Source organism: Rouxiella silvae, assembly GCF_002093625.1.
GTDB lineage: Bacteria > Pseudomonadota > Gammaproteobacteria > Enterobacterales > Enterobacteriaceae > Rouxiella > Rouxiella silvae.
The window spans coordinates 1-16,443 of the sequence record NZ_MRWD01000012.1; the positions used below are offsets into that span (position 1 = coordinate 1).

12 protein-coding genes are annotated in these 16,443 nt (G+C 49.6%); 9 read left to right on the forward strand and 3 right to left on the reverse strand.

The features are described 5' to 3' along the window. Nucleotides 1–143 precede the first annotated feature (143 nt). Entirely contained in the window at nucleotides 144–1,493 is a 1,350-nt protein-coding gene (gene pgtP / locus BS639_RS06635; RefSeq protein ID WP_084982630.1) for a phosphoglycerate transporter PgtP, read from the forward strand. A 158-nt stretch (nucleotides 1,494–1,651) separates the two neighbouring features. After that, entirely contained in the window at nucleotides 1,652–3,292 is a 1,641-nt protein-coding gene (locus BS639_RS06640; protein ID WP_139804054.1) for a hypothetical protein, read from the forward strand. Nucleotides 3,293–3,363: 71 nt separating this feature from the next. Here the strand turns inward: BS639_RS06640 and hemL are convergent, their stop codons facing one another. Next, entirely contained in the window at nucleotides 3,364–4,644 is a 1,281-nt protein-coding gene (gene hemL / locus BS639_RS06645; RefSeq protein ID WP_055775051.1) for a glutamate-1-semialdehyde 2,1-aminomutase, read from the reverse strand. A gap of 240 nt (nucleotides 4,645–4,884) precedes the next feature. Here hemL and clcA point away from each other — a divergent pair, with 240 nt between their 5' ends. Both clcA and erpA read left to right on the forward strand, forming a co-directional pair. Then, complete coding sequence (gene clcA, locus BS639_RS06650; protein WP_055775053.1) at nucleotides 4,885–6,306, forward strand: H(+)/Cl(-) exchange transporter ClcA; 1,422 nt, start codon at nucleotides 4,885–4,887, stop codon at nucleotides 6,304–6,306. A gap of 134 nt (nucleotides 6,307–6,440) precedes the next feature. Further along, entirely contained in the window at nucleotides 6,441–6,815 is a 375-nt protein-coding gene (gene erpA, locus BS639_RS06655) for an iron-sulfur cluster insertion protein ErpA (protein ID WP_055775056.1), read from the forward strand. A 75-nt stretch (nucleotides 6,816–6,890) separates the two neighbouring features. On the opposite strand, the gene btuF is transcribed toward erpA, so the two are convergent. After that, on the reverse strand, nucleotides 6,891–7,697 hold the full coding sequence (gene btuF / locus BS639_RS06660) for a vitamin B12 ABC transporter substrate-binding protein BtuF (protein WP_407690302.1): 807 nt from the start codon (nucleotides 7,695–7,697) through the stop codon (nucleotides 6,891–6,893). Nucleotides 7,698–7,703: 6 nt separating this feature from the next. Further along, entirely contained in the window at nucleotides 7,704–8,411 is a 708-nt protein-coding gene (gene mtnN, locus BS639_RS06665) for a 5'-methylthioadenosine/S-adenosylhomocysteine nucleosidase (RefSeq protein WP_084982633.1), read from the reverse strand. A gap of 206 nt (nucleotides 8,412–8,617) precedes the next feature. Between mtnN and dgt the strand changes: the two genes are divergently transcribed. The 5 genes from dgt to BS639_RS06690 all read left to right on the forward strand — a co-directional run bounded on the left by dgt (nucleotide 8,618) and on the right by BS639_RS06690 (nucleotide 16,433). Beyond that, entirely contained in the window at nucleotides 8,618–10,135 is a 1,518-nt protein-coding gene (gene dgt / locus BS639_RS06670) for a dGTPase (RefSeq protein WP_084982635.1), read from the forward strand. A 206-nt stretch (nucleotides 10,136–10,341) separates the two neighbouring features. Further along, the gene (gene degP, locus BS639_RS06675; protein WP_055775067.1) at nucleotides 10,342–11,808 is read left to right on the forward strand and encodes a serine endoprotease DegP; all 1,467 of its coding nucleotides are present in this window, start codon (nucleotides 10,342–10,344) and stop codon (nucleotides 11,806–11,808) included. 249 nt (nucleotides 11,809–12,057) lie between these two features. Continuing rightward, nucleotides 12,058–13,215: a CdaR family transcriptional regulator gene (locus BS639_RS06680; RefSeq protein ID WP_055775070.1), complete on the forward strand. Its 1,158-nt coding sequence runs from the start codon at nucleotides 12,058–12,060 to the stop codon at nucleotides 13,213–13,215. Between the two features lie 482 nt (nucleotides 13,216–13,697). Next, the gene (locus BS639_RS06685) at nucleotides 13,698–15,047 is read left to right on the forward strand and encodes an MFS transporter (RefSeq protein ID WP_055775072.1); all 1,350 of its coding nucleotides are present in this window, start codon (nucleotides 13,698–13,700) and stop codon (nucleotides 15,045–15,047) included. Nucleotides 15,048–15,095: 48 nt separating this feature from the next. Then, the gene (locus tag BS639_RS06690; protein WP_084982636.1) at nucleotides 15,096–16,433 is read left to right on the forward strand and encodes an enolase C-terminal domain-like protein; all 1,338 of its coding nucleotides are present in this window, start codon (nucleotides 15,096–15,098) and stop codon (nucleotides 16,431–16,433) included. Nucleotides 16,434–16,443: the final 10 nt, after the last annotated feature.

Genomic DNA, 16,443 nt, shown 5'->3' on the forward strand with positions numbered 1-16,443 from the left:
GTATCAAATTTATTTTTAATATACCCCTAAGGAATAGAAAGAAATAACTTTGGATAATTTTTATCGAAAATTATTAATAATTTAAAATATCTATCCTTTTCTTAGATGTGTGATTTTTTAACTATTACAAGGAAAGTATTATTATGCTTAATATACGAAAAGCAACTGTCGCCAAGGTTTTACCGGGTGATATTCCGGCAACATATAAGCGTTATCGAATACAAGCCTTAATGAGCGTATTTTTGGGTTATTTAGCCTATTATATTGTTCGTAGTAACTTCATACTCTCAACCCCCTATTTGAAAGAACATCTCGAACTTAGCGCGACTCAAATTGGTTTTTTAAGCAGTGGTATGCTTATTGCGTATGGAATAAGCAAAGGGATAATGAGCAGCCTTTCTGACAAAATGAGTCCCAAGGTATTCATGGCTTGTGGGCTGTTTATGTGTGCAGTTGTCAATGTCGGACTGGGTTTTAGTAGTATGTTTTGGGTTTTTGTCGTGTTGATTATTTGCAATGGCATTTTTCAGGGAATGGGCGTGGGGCCTTCTTTCATTACTATCGCAAACTGGTTTCCCAAGACTATTCGTGGTCGAGTGACGGCTTTTTGGAACGTATCCCATAATGTAGGCGGAGGAATCGTTGCCCCTATTGTGGGTGTCGCTTTTGCTCTCGTTGGTACAGAGCACTGGCAGCTTGCAAGCTATATTTTCCCTGCCGGTATCGCTGTTCTTTTTACCGTGGTTATTTTGATACTGGGCAAGGGAACGCCTCAACAGGAAGGATTACCTTCCCTGGATGAAATGATCCCGGAAGAGAAAAATGTCATTGATCATTCACACTACGCACTAGCGCCCGAAGATATGACGGCTTATCAAATTTTTTACACCTTTGTTTTAAAGAATAAAAATGCTTGGTATGTCTCTTTTGTCGATGTGTTTGTGTATATGGTGCGCTTTGGGGTCATCAGCTGGTTACCTATCTATCTATTGACCGTTAAGCACTTTTCAAAAGAAGAAATGAGCATTGCTTTCCTGTTCTTTGAATGGGCAGCGATCCCTTCTACTTTGCTTGCCGGATGGTTAACGGATAAGGTATTCAAAGGCAGACGCATGCCGCTAGCAATTATTTGCATGACCATTATTTTCTTTTGCTTATTTGGCTATTGGAAAAGTGAATCTGTCATGATGATTTCTTTTTTTGCCGCTACGGTAGGTTGTCTTATTTACGTGCCACAATTTTTAGCTTCTGTGCAAACGATGGAGATAGTTCCCCGCTTTGCCGTAGGTTCTGCTGTGGGTCTCAGAGGCTTTTTAAGTTACATATTAGGCAGCTCGCTGGGGACCATTTTTTTTGGTGTCATGGTCGATAAATTTGGCTGGCATGCTGGGTTTTATCTATTAATGGGCGGTGCGGTTTGTTGCATTATATTCTGCATCTTGTCACACAGAGGAGCATTGGAATTAGAGAGGAAAGCGGCCGCTTTACGTTGAGTATAAAAATATAAAAATAAATAATAAAAGTAATAATGAATTATTCGGCCCTCTCTCCTAAGGGAGGAGGGGGACGGATAAATTCTGCTTGGTATGTCAATGTATACCGGTTTTAGACATCACTCGTCTTTAATTTTTAACTATCCAGGACAAAATATATGCGTAGAGTTGACTCTATTTGCACCCTTCATTCTATTGAACTATCCCATATAACACCGCATTCGGCACCGCTGAACCGGGTAAGCCATGTGAGAGAGGTTAAACAAAGTACAGTATCTCCCGCTTCTTTTCCTCCTAACGCTGTTGTACATCAACACATCTCATCACCTAATCGCTCACTGGAATTTACGGCGATTGATATGATTAATGAGGCTAAAAAAGATAACGTTGGCTGTTTATCATTTTTAACAAATAATGTGCTAACGAATATTCCGCACACAATTGGTAATCTATGGACTTCGGCTAAAAATGAATGCGTAAAACAATTAGAGAGAAAAGTTACTGGGGAAATAAATAAGCTCACTGATAGCATAGTGAGTGAGCATGATTGTCTGGTAAACAATTTAATGAAATTTCTCGCAACGGATGAAGAAACAACAAAAAAATATGTTTCTATAGCAATAGAAAAAGCAAGGCTTGATTTTATTGTTGAATTCTTAAAGGAGGAGATAAGCAGTCTTCAAGAGGTATTAGGTTCGGAGGTGACCCATTTTGAAGGAAGTGTCAGTGAAAATGAAAAAGAAAGGTTAACTATTCAAATGGAGGTGAATAAAACTAGATTGTCAGAGATGAAAGGTAAACTGCATTCTTTTGAGGCGCAGTTCGATGAACAGAGTAAGGTCTTGAGTATGTTGAAAAAAGAAAGTTCGTTTTCAGATAATCTTGATGCTTATAAAGTGACTAAGGCCTTTTTTTTTGATGTGATTACCTTCAAGTCCACTGTCGCATTAGGTTATATTTCCTATGGTCGAGAGTTTAATACCTTCACCTCTGCTTATACAAGAGGCGCAGTGCAGAGTAGGCTTGTGATCCCTTATGAAGACCTTGTGAGTATGATATCCCACCATGAAAAGCCAAAGAAACTTTCCCCGGATATCTATCTAAATACTGAGGTCGGAATAAAAACCAGTTTTCCGATATTGGGAACACTTGCCAATATTGATGAAAAAAAAGTTAATTTCAGTATTGGGACGGGGGCGATGATAAGAGACAGAATAGGCATCGGATGCACTCTCGAATATAATCCTATAATTAAAAAATATGAATTTGACACTCAGCAAGGCTTTAAACTTGTTCATGAGCAATTAGCGAGAGGGCGAGTTAATCTCTCTTTATTAGGCAGTGAAGTTCGCGCAGGAGTGCAAGGCTCGGTCTACGCAAGTATTAGTGTGAGTAAGGCAGTCTACTCCACTGACGACGAAAAGCTGAAAATATTTGCAAATTTAGGGGTGACGGGGGTAAGTGCCGCATCATTAGGCCTGCTGGCGTATTTTCTTCTTCCCCCTGATGTAGCCACAACTGCGGGGACTGCTGTGGCAGGGCAAGTGGTGGGGGGATACCTGGCGGCCAAAATACCGAAGATTGCTCCTAATAAACAAATAACACAAAGTATGGAAGTCAATAACGCGGGAGTGGCTCTGGGGGTGCCTGTGCAAACGGGGTTCGGGGGAGGATTGGTGTTCAGAGGATCGGGTAAAATACCGATTTTATCGCGAGTACCTAAGGCAACCGCACCTCAGTCTCAGGCAGGTGAAATGCAGGTTAGGCGAAGGGACGCCGCTCCTGAAAATAGTCAATAAACCAAATTGCCCCAGTCTTCCAGACTATTTTCGTTCCTATGTCCGGATAACCTGGGGCAACTTTTTGTAGACTAAAGTTTTGCGAAGCTGCGGCGTGCGGCATCAACAGTGCGTTGAATATCTTTAGTGCTGTGAGCGATGGACATAAAGCCGGCTTCAAACGCCGAAGGCGCCAGATAAATCCCTTCTTCCAGCATCAAATGGAAGAATTTCTTGAAGCGATCAACGTTGCAATTCATGACTTCGGCGTAGCTTGTGACAGACGCTGATTCGGTAAAGAACAGCCCGAACATGCCGCCTACGTGGTTCACCACAAACGGAATATTTTCCGCCGCTGCCGCTGCTTTCAGGCCTTCGGCCAGTTGGGTGGTCAGGTCGGTCAATTTCTGATGAACGCCCGGTTCCGCAACCTGCGTCAGACAGGCAATGCCCGCCGCCATGGCAATTGGGTTACCCGAAAGTGTGCCTGCCTGATAGACCGGACCGGTCGGGGCCAATGCTTGCATCACATCACGACGGCCGCCAAATGCGCCCACTGGCATTCCGCCACCAATAATTTTGCCCAGGCAAGTCAAGTCTGGTTTCACGTCGTAATATTCCTGAGCACCGCCCAGCGCAACGCGGAAACCGGTCATCACTTCGTCAATAATCAGCAGCGCACCAAACTCGTCGCACAGTGTGCGCAGACCAGGCAGGAACTCCGGCAGCGGCGGTACGCAGTTCATGTTACCGGCAACCGGTTCCACGATAATACAGGCGACATCTTCAGGGTATTGTTCAAACACTTCGCGTACAGAATCCAGACTGTTGTAGGTGCAGGTCAGGGTATGTTTGGCAAAATCAGCCGGCACGCCCGGTGAATTTGGCTGGCCCATGGTCAGCGCGCCGGAACCGGCTTTCACCAGCAGGCAGTCAGCGTGGCCGTGATAGCAGCCTTCAAATTTAATGATTTTATCGCGATGGGTGAAGCCACGCGCCAAGCGGATGGCGCTCATGGTGGCTTCGGTGCCGGAGTTAACCATGCGAACCATGTCCATGCTTGGCACCAGTCCGGTGACCAAGCTCGCCATTTTGACTTCCATCTCGGTCGGGGCGCCGAAGCTCAGGCCGCGCTGGGCAGCTTCGATAACTGCATTGCGGATGGTCGCGTTATTGTGGCCCAGAACCATTGGACCCCATGAGCCGACGTAGTCGATATAGGCCTTGCCGTCTGCATCATACAAAAATGCGCCATCGGCGCGCTCAATGAATAGCGGCACACCGCCGACGCCGTTGAATGCACGCACCGGTGAGTTCACACCCCCGGGGATCAGCGTTTGCGCTTGGGTGAATAGACTTTCTGACTTACTCATTGACTTGCTCCTGGTTTTTTTTCATGCAAGCTTGGTAAGCTCACAGGCAGAAAAAGCGGACTGAAAAGGGCGGTCTTTACCGACAACCTTACGATTTGCCCTATTCTAGAGAACATAGCGTCGTTATGAAATGTTTGCAGGCTAGCGAAAGGTTAAGAAATATATTATGCGTGTTGTCTATGCGATTTATATGATTAACTCATTAGTCTGATTTATTCGCCTATTCATTGAAAGTACACCATGACAGATTCCATAAAACAGGCGCCCGCTGCGTCAGGTATTCCTCTGCGCAGGCGCCCGAGCGAAATTCTGCGTCAATTTTTACGTCGTGATAAAACCCCAGTGGCGATACTTGTTGTTGCCGCGCTGGTGGGTATTTTTGCCGGACTGCTTGGCGTGGCGTTCGAGAAGGCCGTGGACTGGGTGCAGCATCTCAGACTCTCCGGGCTCGATAATGTTAGTGGCCATTTCTGGCTGCTGTGGCCGCTGACTTTTATCGTTTCCGCGCTGCTGGCGATGGTGGGCTATTATCTGGTGCGGCGATTTGCCCCCGAGGCCAGTGGTTCGGGTATTCCTGAAATTGAAGGTGCGCTGGAGGAACTGCGTCCGGTGCGCTGGTGGCGGGTTATTCCGGTAAAGTTTGTGGGCGGAATGGGCACCCTCGGTGCTGGCATGGTGTTGGGGCGCGAAGGCCCGACGGTGCAGATGGGCGCTAATCTGGGTAAAATGCTGGCCGATATCTTCCGTATGCGCAGCGCCGAAGCACGTCACACGCTGCTGGCTACCGGCGCGGCGGCGGGGCTTTCTGCGGCATTCAACGCGCCGCTGGCAGGGATCCTGTTTATTATTGAAGAGATGCGGCTGCAGTTTCGCTACAGCCTGATTTCAGTAAAAGCGGTCTTTATCGGCGTGATTATGTCGAGCATCGTTTACCGCCTGTTTAATGGCGAACGCGCGGTGATTAACGTTGGCGTACTGGCAAACGTGTCATTGCAAACCTTCTGGCTGTATCTGGTGCTGGGCATGGTGTTTGGCATTGTTGGCGTTTGTTTCAATGCGCTAATTTTTCGCACCCAAGATATGTTCGCCCGCCTGCACGGCGGCAATTTGCAAAAAATTCTGCTGATGGGTGGACTGCTCGGCGGCATGTGCGGCCTATTGGGGCTGATTAAACCCGAGGCAGCAGGTGGCGGCTTTGCGTTGATACCCTTGGCTGCCGTGGGTTCTTACTCATTGGGCACGCTGCTATTTATTTTTATTACCCGCGTGGCAACGACCTTACTGTGCTTCTCTTCCGGCGCACCGGGTGGCATTTTTGCCCCGATGCTAGCATTAGGCACCTTGCTCGGCACCGCGTTTGGCATGGCGGCGGCGGCAATGTTTCCGCAGTACGGCATTCAGCCGGGCACCTTTGCCATTGCCGGTATGGGGGCGCTGTTTGCCGCTACGGTGCGTGCGCCGCTGACCGGTATTGTTCTGGTGCTGGAGATGACAGAAAATTATCAGTTGATCCTACCGATGATCATTACTTGCCTGGGTGCGACGCTATTAGCGCAGTTTCTTGGAGGCAAACCCTTGTATTCTGCCCTATTAACCCGCACTTTACAGAAGCAGGAACGAGAGCAGGCCGAGCAGAATAACAGCACGGTTACGCAAAAATAACCGCAAGAATTAGCGGGACGGCGTAGCAAAAACGGCTCATACTTGAATCTGAGATGCATGTATTAGATAATCAGTTCATTATTCAGACAGTCAATCCGGCGGCCTGAACAGAATTCGGATTGGGAGTAGATACTATGAGTGAACCTATTTTAAGTGAGCCAACCGTAGACGAGACTGTCGCGCTGCCGTTGCAATTTACTGACGCTGCGGCCCGTAAAGTTAAAAACTTGGTCGCGGATGAAGAAAATCCTGACATGAAACTGCGTGTGTACATTACCGGCGGCGGTTGCAGCGGATTCCAATACGGCTTCACCTTTGACGACAAAATCAACGACGGTGACATGACGATAGAGAAATCGGGCGTTGCGTTGGTGGTTGACCCTATGAGCCTGCAATATTTGGTGGGCGGTTCGGTTGACTATACCGAAGGACTGGAAGGTTCGCGCTTCGTGGTGACTAATCCGAACGCAAAAACTACCTGTGGCTGCGGTTCGTCTTTCAGTATCTGATTCGGCTTTTTTTGATAGAATTTAAAAAGCCTCGTGCATATGCACGGGGCTTTTTTATGGGCTTAACCAGATGTTTTAGCGTTTAATTGCGTCTATTTCTGCGCAAAGCTGCTGGGCTGCCAGCATGATGCGTGGACCCGCGCGATTGAACCAGTCAGAGTTTACCGCCAGCATCGGAACATTGAGCTGATCGCGCCAAAAGGCGGTAATGTCACCCTGTTGCTGCGTCGTGCCGGGGAAAACAATGGCCTGCGGCTGTCGGCTCAAAACCTGTTCGCGGCTGACTTGCGGCCAAGGTGCGGCGCTGTCGGCAAAAATGTTTTTAGCGCCACATAAGTTAACAATTTGGCTCTGCAACGTACTGCCTGCGCTGGTAAACAGCGGCTGGGTCGAGAACTGTATAAACACCGGCAACGACGGTTTATGTCCGTACTGCGCGCGCAGTTGACTCAGCTGCTGTCTAATTTTCTCCGCCGCCTGATGACCGATTTGCGGTGTGCTGCTGTAATCAGCCAACTGATCAAGCGCCGAAGCAACCTGATTGACGTTTTGAGGGTCCAGATAAATGACCTGCACGCCCAATGATGCCAATTGGCTAAGCGGACGCTGCGGGTTGCCACCCCGCCACGCCAGCACCAAATCAGGCTTTAGCGCCAGAATGCGTTCAACGTTGATACCCTGCCAACTGGCGACCTGCTCAATTTTTTTGGCCTGTGGCGGATAGTCAGAATAGGCACTAACACCCACCAGCTTGTCACCCAGACCGGCGGCATACGCCAGTTCAGTCAGGTTTGGCGCCAGGCTAATGACCCGCTCGGCGACCTGTGCCATCGCCGTTAATGGCAGACACAGCGCAGCATACAGGCAATATCGCAGGGCCACTTTCACCTATTTAATCGGGTTAATGGCCAGCGCTTTTAGCATCGCATCGACCATCAGCGTTGACTGTTCGGCAGCGACCACCAAAAACTCTTCAAAGCTCAGGTGTGATTCGGTATCAGCAACGTCGGAAATCGCGCGTACTACCACGAAAGGCGTGCCGAACAGGTGGCAAACGTGGCCTACGGCGGCGGCTTCCATCTCAACGGCGGCAACCGTTGGGAAACTATTGCGAATGCGTGCCAGCGGTTCTGCACCATTGATAAAGGCGTCGCCGCTGCAAATCAGACCACGGACGGCGTTCAGATTGAGTCCACTAATACAGGATTCAGCCAGCTTAACCAGCTCGGCGTCTGCTACAAATGCAGGCGGGCAACCGGCCATCTGACCTGGCTCATAGCCAAAAGCGGTCACGTCAGCATCGTGATAGCGCACTTCTTCTGAAACAACGATGTCACCCACTTTCAGCGTTTTTGCCAGACCACCCGCAGAGCCGGTGTTGATAACCACGTCCGGTTTACAGTGTTCCAGCAGCAGGGTGGTGCCCATAGCGGCAGAAACCTTGCCAATGCCTGATTTCAGCAGCGCCACGTCCACGCCGTGCAGCTTGCCGGTGTAGATTTCACAGCCAGCGCGTTGCAGAGTCTGACGGTTTTCGATTTTGTCGCGCAGCAGGGTAACTTCTTGTTCCATGGCGCCAATAATGCCTACTTTCATGATAAGTACTCGCAGATGATGAAAAGATCCCCTTTATCCTGTCAGATACAGGGGTTGTCGGGCAACTGCCGCAAAACGCAGACAGTTGGACACACCCTCGACCAATGCTGCATAGTCTATCATGGCTAAAGGCAAGAAATAATGCGTTTGCTGCGGGCAACAGGATGCAGAATTAACGGATGAAGTGACTGATGAGGTAGGAAATTATGTCTGGGATAGATTTTAAAAAGAAATTCAATTTCCAACGTCCCTTTAGTCCACCGATTGAAGCCGGTGATGAATACGACGTCATACGCCACTTTGAAAGCGATCGTGGACGTATTATCAACTCTGCCGCCATCCGCCGTTTGCAGCAAAAAACGCAGGTATTTCCGCTGGAAAAAAACGCGGCAGTGCGCAGTCGACTGACCCATTCGATGGAAGTGCAGCAGGTAGGACGGCACATCGCGAAAGAGATCCTCCATCGCCTGAGAAAAGAGGACCAGCTTGAAAAGCTCGGGCTAAGTGAATCAACCGATCCTTTTGAAAGCGTTGTGGAAATGGCCTGCCTGATGCATGACATCGGCAATCCCCCGTTTGGTCATTTCGGTGAATCGGCGATCAATAACTGGTTCGCCAAACGTATGGATATCGCCAGTCTTGAAAGCGGCAGTACGGCTTTTGAGAACTGTTATCTGAGTTTTTTACGCCTCGACGGGCATGACGAGGCGCTGGATCTTTTGCGCAAAAAAGTGCGCTACGATCTCTGCCATTTCGATGGCAATGCGCAGGCGATCCGTCTGGTCTTTACACTGCTCAAACTGAATCTGACTTTCACCCAAACCGCCTGTATTCTCAAATATACCCGTCCGGCCTATTGGTCTGAAGAAACGCCCTCAGCGTTCAGTTACCTGATGAAAAAGCCCGGTTTTTACCTCTCGGAAGAACCTTTTATACGCCATCTGCGCAGCGAGTTGGACCTGGGTGAATTTAGCCGTTTTCCACTGACGTATATTATGGAAGCGGCCGACGATATCTCTTACTGCATCGCCGACCTTGAAGACGCGGTTGAGAAAGATATCTTTACCGTCAAACAGCTGTACGAGCATCTTAAGCGCGAGTGGGGAGAGGCGGCACCGGGCGACTGGTTTGAGAAAGTGGTTGATACCGCCTATCAGAAAATGGATCGCGCCAAAACTTTCCGTAATCCGGTTGATTACTTCTTTATGGAACTGCGGGTGCAAACGGTTAAACAGCTGGTTCCCCACGCCGCTAAGCGTTTTATAAGTAATTTATCGTCAATATATTCAGGAACCTTCAATCAGGCTTTACTGGAGGATGTCAGCCAGGCCAATCGTCTATTGAAAATATATAAAAGTGTGGCGTTTAAACACGTCTTTAATCATCACGAGGTTGAAGAATTAGAGTTGCAGGGATATCGAATTATTAGCGGACTATTGGATATTTATAGTCCGCTGTTGGATATGCCGCTTGATGACTTTACCCAGCTGGTAGAAGAGGACACACACAGACGCTATCCTATTGAAACCAGGCTGTTTCATAAGCTGTCCTCCAAACACCGATTGGCGTACAGTGAGGCTATCGCCAAACTCAAAGAGCAGGGGGAGGTTGAAAAGCAGGTAAGTGAATACTATTTTCGAGCGCGAATGATCCAAGATTATATCAGCGGCATGACGGATCTTTATGCTTATGACGAATATCGCAGACTGATGGCCGCCGAATAATTTGCAGATTAAATGTCCTTAACTGAAATTATTTGCAGCAAAGGGGAGGTTAAAAAACCTCCTTTTGTAAATATCGACAATACTTTTTTACTATTGTCAGATCGACGTAGATGAACTTCGGGTTATTAATTAAATCTCAGTACATGACTACCTGGCAAGGTGGCAAACACTTGTCGCCACCACATAATTTAAAGAGATTTCTTCTGATGAAAAAAACTACTCTATTCTTGAGCGCTTTGGCGTTAAGTGTTGGGATGGCTGTCGCGCCTGTTTCATCGGCATTGGCTGCAGAGACGGCTTCTTCCAGTACCACGCAGGTGCCAAGCCTGGCACCGATGTTGGAGAAAGTGATGCCTTCGGTTGTGAGCATCAATATCGACGGCAGTGCACCGGTGAAAACGCCACGCATGGGGCAGCAGTTCCAGCAGTTCTTTGGTGAAAACTCACCGCTTTGTCAGGATGGTTCGCCATTCCAGAATTCCCCAGTCTGTCAGCAGGGCGGCGCGGGCGGTGACGACGACGACGACGGACAACAGCAGCAACAGCAGGCTCCGGCAAAACAGGCCTTCCAGGCGCTGGGCTCCGGCGTCATTATTGATGCAGCAAAAGGCTATGTTGTTACCAACAACCACGTAGTTGAAAACGCCAATAAAATTACCGTACAGCTTAACGATGGACGCCGTTATACCGCAAAAGTGATCGGTAAGGATCCGCAGTCTGATATCGCCGTTATTCAATTGATCGATGCAAAAAATCTGACCGCCATTAAATTCGCCGATTCAGAGCAGCTACGTGTGGGCGATTATACTGTCGCCATCGGTAACCCGTATGGTCTGGGTCAAACGGCCACCTCAGGGATTGTCTCTGCGCTGGGACGTTCTGGCTTAAACATTGAAAATTATGAAAACTTTATCCAGACCGATGCCGCCATTAACCGCGGTAATTCCGGCGGCGCGCTGGTTAATCTCAACGGTGAGCTGATCGGCCTCAATACCGCCATTCTCGCACCGGACGGCGGCAACATCGGTATCGGTTTTGCTATCCCGAGCAACATGGTGCAAAACCTGGCAAAACAGATGATCGAATTCGGCCAAGTTAAGCGCGGTGAGCTGGGCATCATGGGCACCGAGCTGAACTCTGAGCTGGCGAAAGCCATGAAAGTGGACGCACAGCGCGGCGCGTTTATCAGCCAGGTTCTGCCGAAGTCTGCGGCTGAAAAAGCCGGCATCAAAGCGGGCGACGTGATTGTCAGCATGAATGGAAAACCGATCAGCAGCTTTGCGTCTTTCCGTGCCGACGTAGGCACCATGGCCATCGGCAGTAAAATCAGCGTGGGCCTGCTGCGCGACGGCAAGCCTATAAACGTTGATGTGGTTCTGCAACAAAGCACTCAGCCATCGCAGGTTGCAACCGCCACGGTTTATAACGGTATTGAAGGTGCCGAGCTGAGCAACAGCGATGTCAATGGTCAGAAAGGCGTTAAGATTGACAGCGTGAAGCCGGGCAGTACTGCCGCGCGCGTCGGATTGAAGAAAGGTGACATCATCCACGGTGTTAACCAGCAGCCGGTCAGCAATCTTGGCGATTTGCGCAAGATCCTCGACAGCAAGCCGGGCGTACTGGCGTTGGATATCCAGCGTGGTGATACCCAGATCTATCTGCTGGCTCAATAATCGCCACACAATGTAATCATCTTTCACGCGCGGGTGCTTTCACGCTTGCGCGACCCGCCCCAAAGGCAGACTTCGGTCTGCCTTTTTCATTTTTAAGAAAAGCCGTTGCCAAATAAATCTGTTCAAACTGTGACGATACGCGCAACTTTACGCCAATCTTCCAAGCTTTGTGCATTTGCACAATGTATGCCGCGCGGCGGCTGCGTATTCTGTTTTTAAATAATTGTATTTATTAGAGGCAGTCAATTTATGGCCGCGTATCACCTTGATGCAAAATTGGCTCAGCAGATAGTCGCCCGTACGATGCAAATCATTGATAGTAATGTCAATGTTATGGATTCCCGTGGAAAAATTATCGGCAGCGGAGACGATCAGCGCTTGGGCGAGCTGCATGAAGGCGCGCTATTGTGCATTTCGCAGGAACGCATCGTCGATATTGATGAAGGCGTCGCGCGGCATTTGCACGGCGTCAGACCGGGGATCAATCTTCCGCTGCGCATCGATGGACAGATCGTCGGCGTTATTGGTTTAACCGGGAATCCTGCCCAGCTCAGGCAATATGGCGAGCTGGTGTGTATGACTGCCGAAATGATGCTTGAGCAGGCGCGTCTCCTGCATATGCTGGCGCAGGACAGCCGTCTGCGCGAAGAGCTGGTGCTTAACCTGATCCGCATGGACGAACTTTCTCCGGCGCTGATGGAGTGGGCGCAGCGCCTGGGGATAGACATTAACAAGCCGCGCGTGGTGGCCGTAGTTGAAGTCGACAGCGGTCAGCTCGGCGTTGACAGTGCCATGGCCGAACTGCAGCAGTTGCAGCAGTTATTGATCACGCCAGAGCGCGACAATCTGATTGCCATTGTGTCGCTGACGGAAATGGTGGTATTGAAACCGGCACTGAATCATTACGATCGCTGGGATCCGGAGTCGCACCGTCAACGGGTCGATCATTTGATGTCACGCATGACCGAAACCGGTCGCCTGCGGGTGCGTATCTCCCTGGGGAACTTTTTCACCGGCCCGGGCAGCATCGCGCGCTCTTATCGAACGGCAAAAACGACAATGTCGGTGGGCAAGCAGCGCATGCCGGACCAACGTAGCTACTATTATCAGGATCTTACCCTGCCTGTACTGCTCGACAGCCTGCGCGGCGGGTGGCAGGCCGATGAGCTGGTGCGCCCACTCGCGCGTTTAAAAGCCACCGACGGTAATGGCTTATTAAGAAGAACGCTGGCTGCGTGGTTTAGGCACAACGTGCAGCCGAGTGCGACGGCGAAGGCGCTGTATATTCACCGTAATACCCTTGAATATCGCTTGAATCGTATTTCAGAACTGACCGGACTGGACCTGGGGAATTTTGACGATCGCCTGTTGCTCTATGTGGCATTACAGCTTGATGACGAAAATTAATGAGTTAATCAATAAAAATTATCTTATCTGAAGGATTCAGTGTTTATTTATTTAATGTTACCTATAAAACCTAAAAGACTATTTGTGATGAGTTGCCGTTATTCATTGTCGCTTTTTGTGATTTAACTCACAAATAATAATACATACGGTTCCGAGTCTTTATTCTCAATTTCGGTAAACCTTGTGCGGGTAAATTTATCACGCTAAGTGAATAAAACTTTTCGTGACGTGATTCGCATCCTGCTGTGCAGTTGCAATAATCTAATTCAATTCTTCCCCTCAAGCTTGTGTTTTTGCCTAGTGAGAGGCTATCGGCTTACCCCTATACTGATTATCGTCATGTGCATTGGCACCAATGAATTTTCCTACAAGAATGACGTTTCATAAGCACCATGACGCCATATTTCCTATGGGCTTTATTCTGTACCCTACAATTTTCACAGAATAAGCTTGGCATGATCCCTCTCTTTATGGAGTACACCATGGATACATTCAGCTCGGCGGCGAGTATTACTAAAAAAAGAACCAATGCTCGCTACTGGATAGTTGTAATGTTGTTTATTGTTACCTCTTTTAATTATGGCGACAGGGCAACGCTTTCTATTGCCGGTTCTGCGATGGCCAAAGATATAGGCCTCGATTCGGTCGGCATGGGTTATATCTTCTCCGCTTTTTCGTGGGCCTATGTTATAGGGCAAATCCCGGGCGGTTGGTTACTGGATAAATTTGGCTCCAAAAAAGTTTATTTCTACAGTATTTTCATCTGGTCACTGTTTACCTTGCTGCAGGGCTTTGTGGATATATTCCACGGCTTCGGCATTGTGATTGCACTTTTTGCCCTGCGTTTTCTGGTTGGCCTGGCCGAAGCGCCGTCGTTTCCAGGCAACAGTCGTATTGTTGCTGCCTGGTTTCCGGCACAGGAACGCGGTACGGCGGTCTCAATTTTTAACTCTGCACAGTACTTCGCCACGGTAATTTTTGCACCGATCATGGGCTGGTTAACGTCGGAAGTTGGCTGGTCCCACGTATTCTTCTTTATGGGCGGACTGGGGATCGTGCTGAGCTTTGTATGGTTAAAAGTAATTTACGATCCTAAAGATCACCCACGGGCCAATCAGGCCGAGCTCGACTATATCGAAGCCGGTGGCGGGCTGATCAACATGGATCAGAAGAGCAACAAAGGCGGCCAAGTGGTTGGCAAAGGCAGCCGCTGGCAGCAGATCAAACAGCTGCTTTCAACCCGCATGATGGTGGGCATCTACCTCGGGCAGTACTGCATCAACGCGTTGACCTACTTCTTTATCACTTGGTTTCCGATTTACCTGGTGCAGGAAAAGGGCATGTCGATCCTTAAAGCCGGCATGGTGGCTTCAATTCCGGCGATTTGTGGCTTCCTCGGGGGAATTCTGGGCGGCGTCATTTCTGACTATCTCATGCGCCGTACCCACTCACTGACCTTTGCCCGCAAGTGCCCTATCGTGGTCGGCATGCTGTTATCGATGTCGATGGTCGTATGCAACTACGTCACAACCGAATGGGTAGTGGTGGCGGTAATGGCTATGGCCTTCTTTGGCAAAGGGTTGGGCGCGCTGGGTTGGGCGGTATTGGCCGACACGGCACCGAAGGAAATCAGTGGGCTGAGCGGCGGTTTGTTCAACATGTGTGGCAACGCCTCCGGCATCGTTACCCCTATCGCGATCGGTTACATCATTGCGGCCACTGGCTCGTTTAACGGCGCGCTGCTCTACGTAGCGATTCATGCTCTGTTAGCAGTGGTCAGCTTCCTGTTTATTGTGCAGAAAATAGAGCGTATCGAATTGCGCGCCTATTAATTGTGCCTCTGAGACTCAATTTACCGACTTAATGTGCAAGGAAAAATGATGAGTACACAAGGTTCTCCCATTATTACCGACATGCAGGTGATCCCGGTTGCAGGGCACGACAGCATGCTGTTGAACATTGGCGGCGCACACGGCGCCTATTTCACCCGTAATATCGTCATCCTCAAAGACAGCGCGGGCAATACCGGCGTGGGAGAGGCACCGGGTGGGGAAGTGATTTATAAAACTTTAATCGACGTCGTGCCGCAGATTAAAGGCAAAGAATTGGCGCGGATGAACAGCCTAGTGCATGAAATTCACGTCGGTAATCAGTCTTCGGATTTTGATTCCTTTGGCAAAGGCGCTTGGACTTTTGAGCTGCGGGTTAACGCCGTAGCCGCGCTGGAAGCCGCCTTGCTCGATTTAATGGGGCAGTTTCTCGGCGTACCGGTAGTTGAACTGCTGGGACCGGGCAAACAGCGTGATGAAGTGACGGTGCTCGGTTATCTGTTTTATGTGGGAGATCGCGAGCAAACCGACCTGCCTTATCAGACGGGGGAAGGGCGCAAAGACGACTGGTATCACCTGCGTCATCAGAAGGCGATGGACAGCGACGCGATTGTGCAGCTCGGCGAAGCGGCGCAGGACCGCTATGGATTCAAGGATTTCAAACTTAAGGGCGGCGTTTTGCGCGGTGAAGAGGAGATTGAAGCCGTAACGGCACTGCATAAACGTTTCCCTGATGCGCGCATCACCGTTGACCCGAACGGTGCGTGGCTGCTGGATGAAGCCATTAGCTTGTGTAAAAACATGCAGGGCATTTTGACCTATGCCGAAGACCCCTGCGGTGCGGAACAAGGATTCTCGGGGCGTGAGGTGATGGCCGAGTTCAGGCGCGCGACCGGCCTGCCGGTCGCGACCAATATGATTGCCACAAACTGGCGTGAAATGCAGCATGCCGTGATGCTACAGTCGGTGGATATTCCACTGGCTGACCCGCATTTCTGGACCATGCAGGGCGCGGTGCGTGTCGCCCAGCTTTGCGACGACTGGGGTCTCACCTGGGGTTGTCACTCGAATAACCATTTTGATATTTCGCTGGCGATGTTTACCCACGTTGCCGCCGCCGCGCCGGGCAAACCGACGGCTATCGATACCCACTGGATTTGGCAGGAAGGCAATCAGCGTCTGACCAAAGAGCCTTTGCAAATCGTTAACGGAAAAATCAGAGTGCCAGAAAAACCGGGTCTCGGCGTCGAAATCGACATGGATAGAATCCACCAGGCGCATGAACTGCATAAAAAACTGCCGAGTGGCTCGCGTAACGACGCAGCGGCTATGCAGTATCTGGTTCCGAATTGGAAATTTGATCGCAAACGTCCGGCATTTGGTCGCTAAAAGGAGTCGT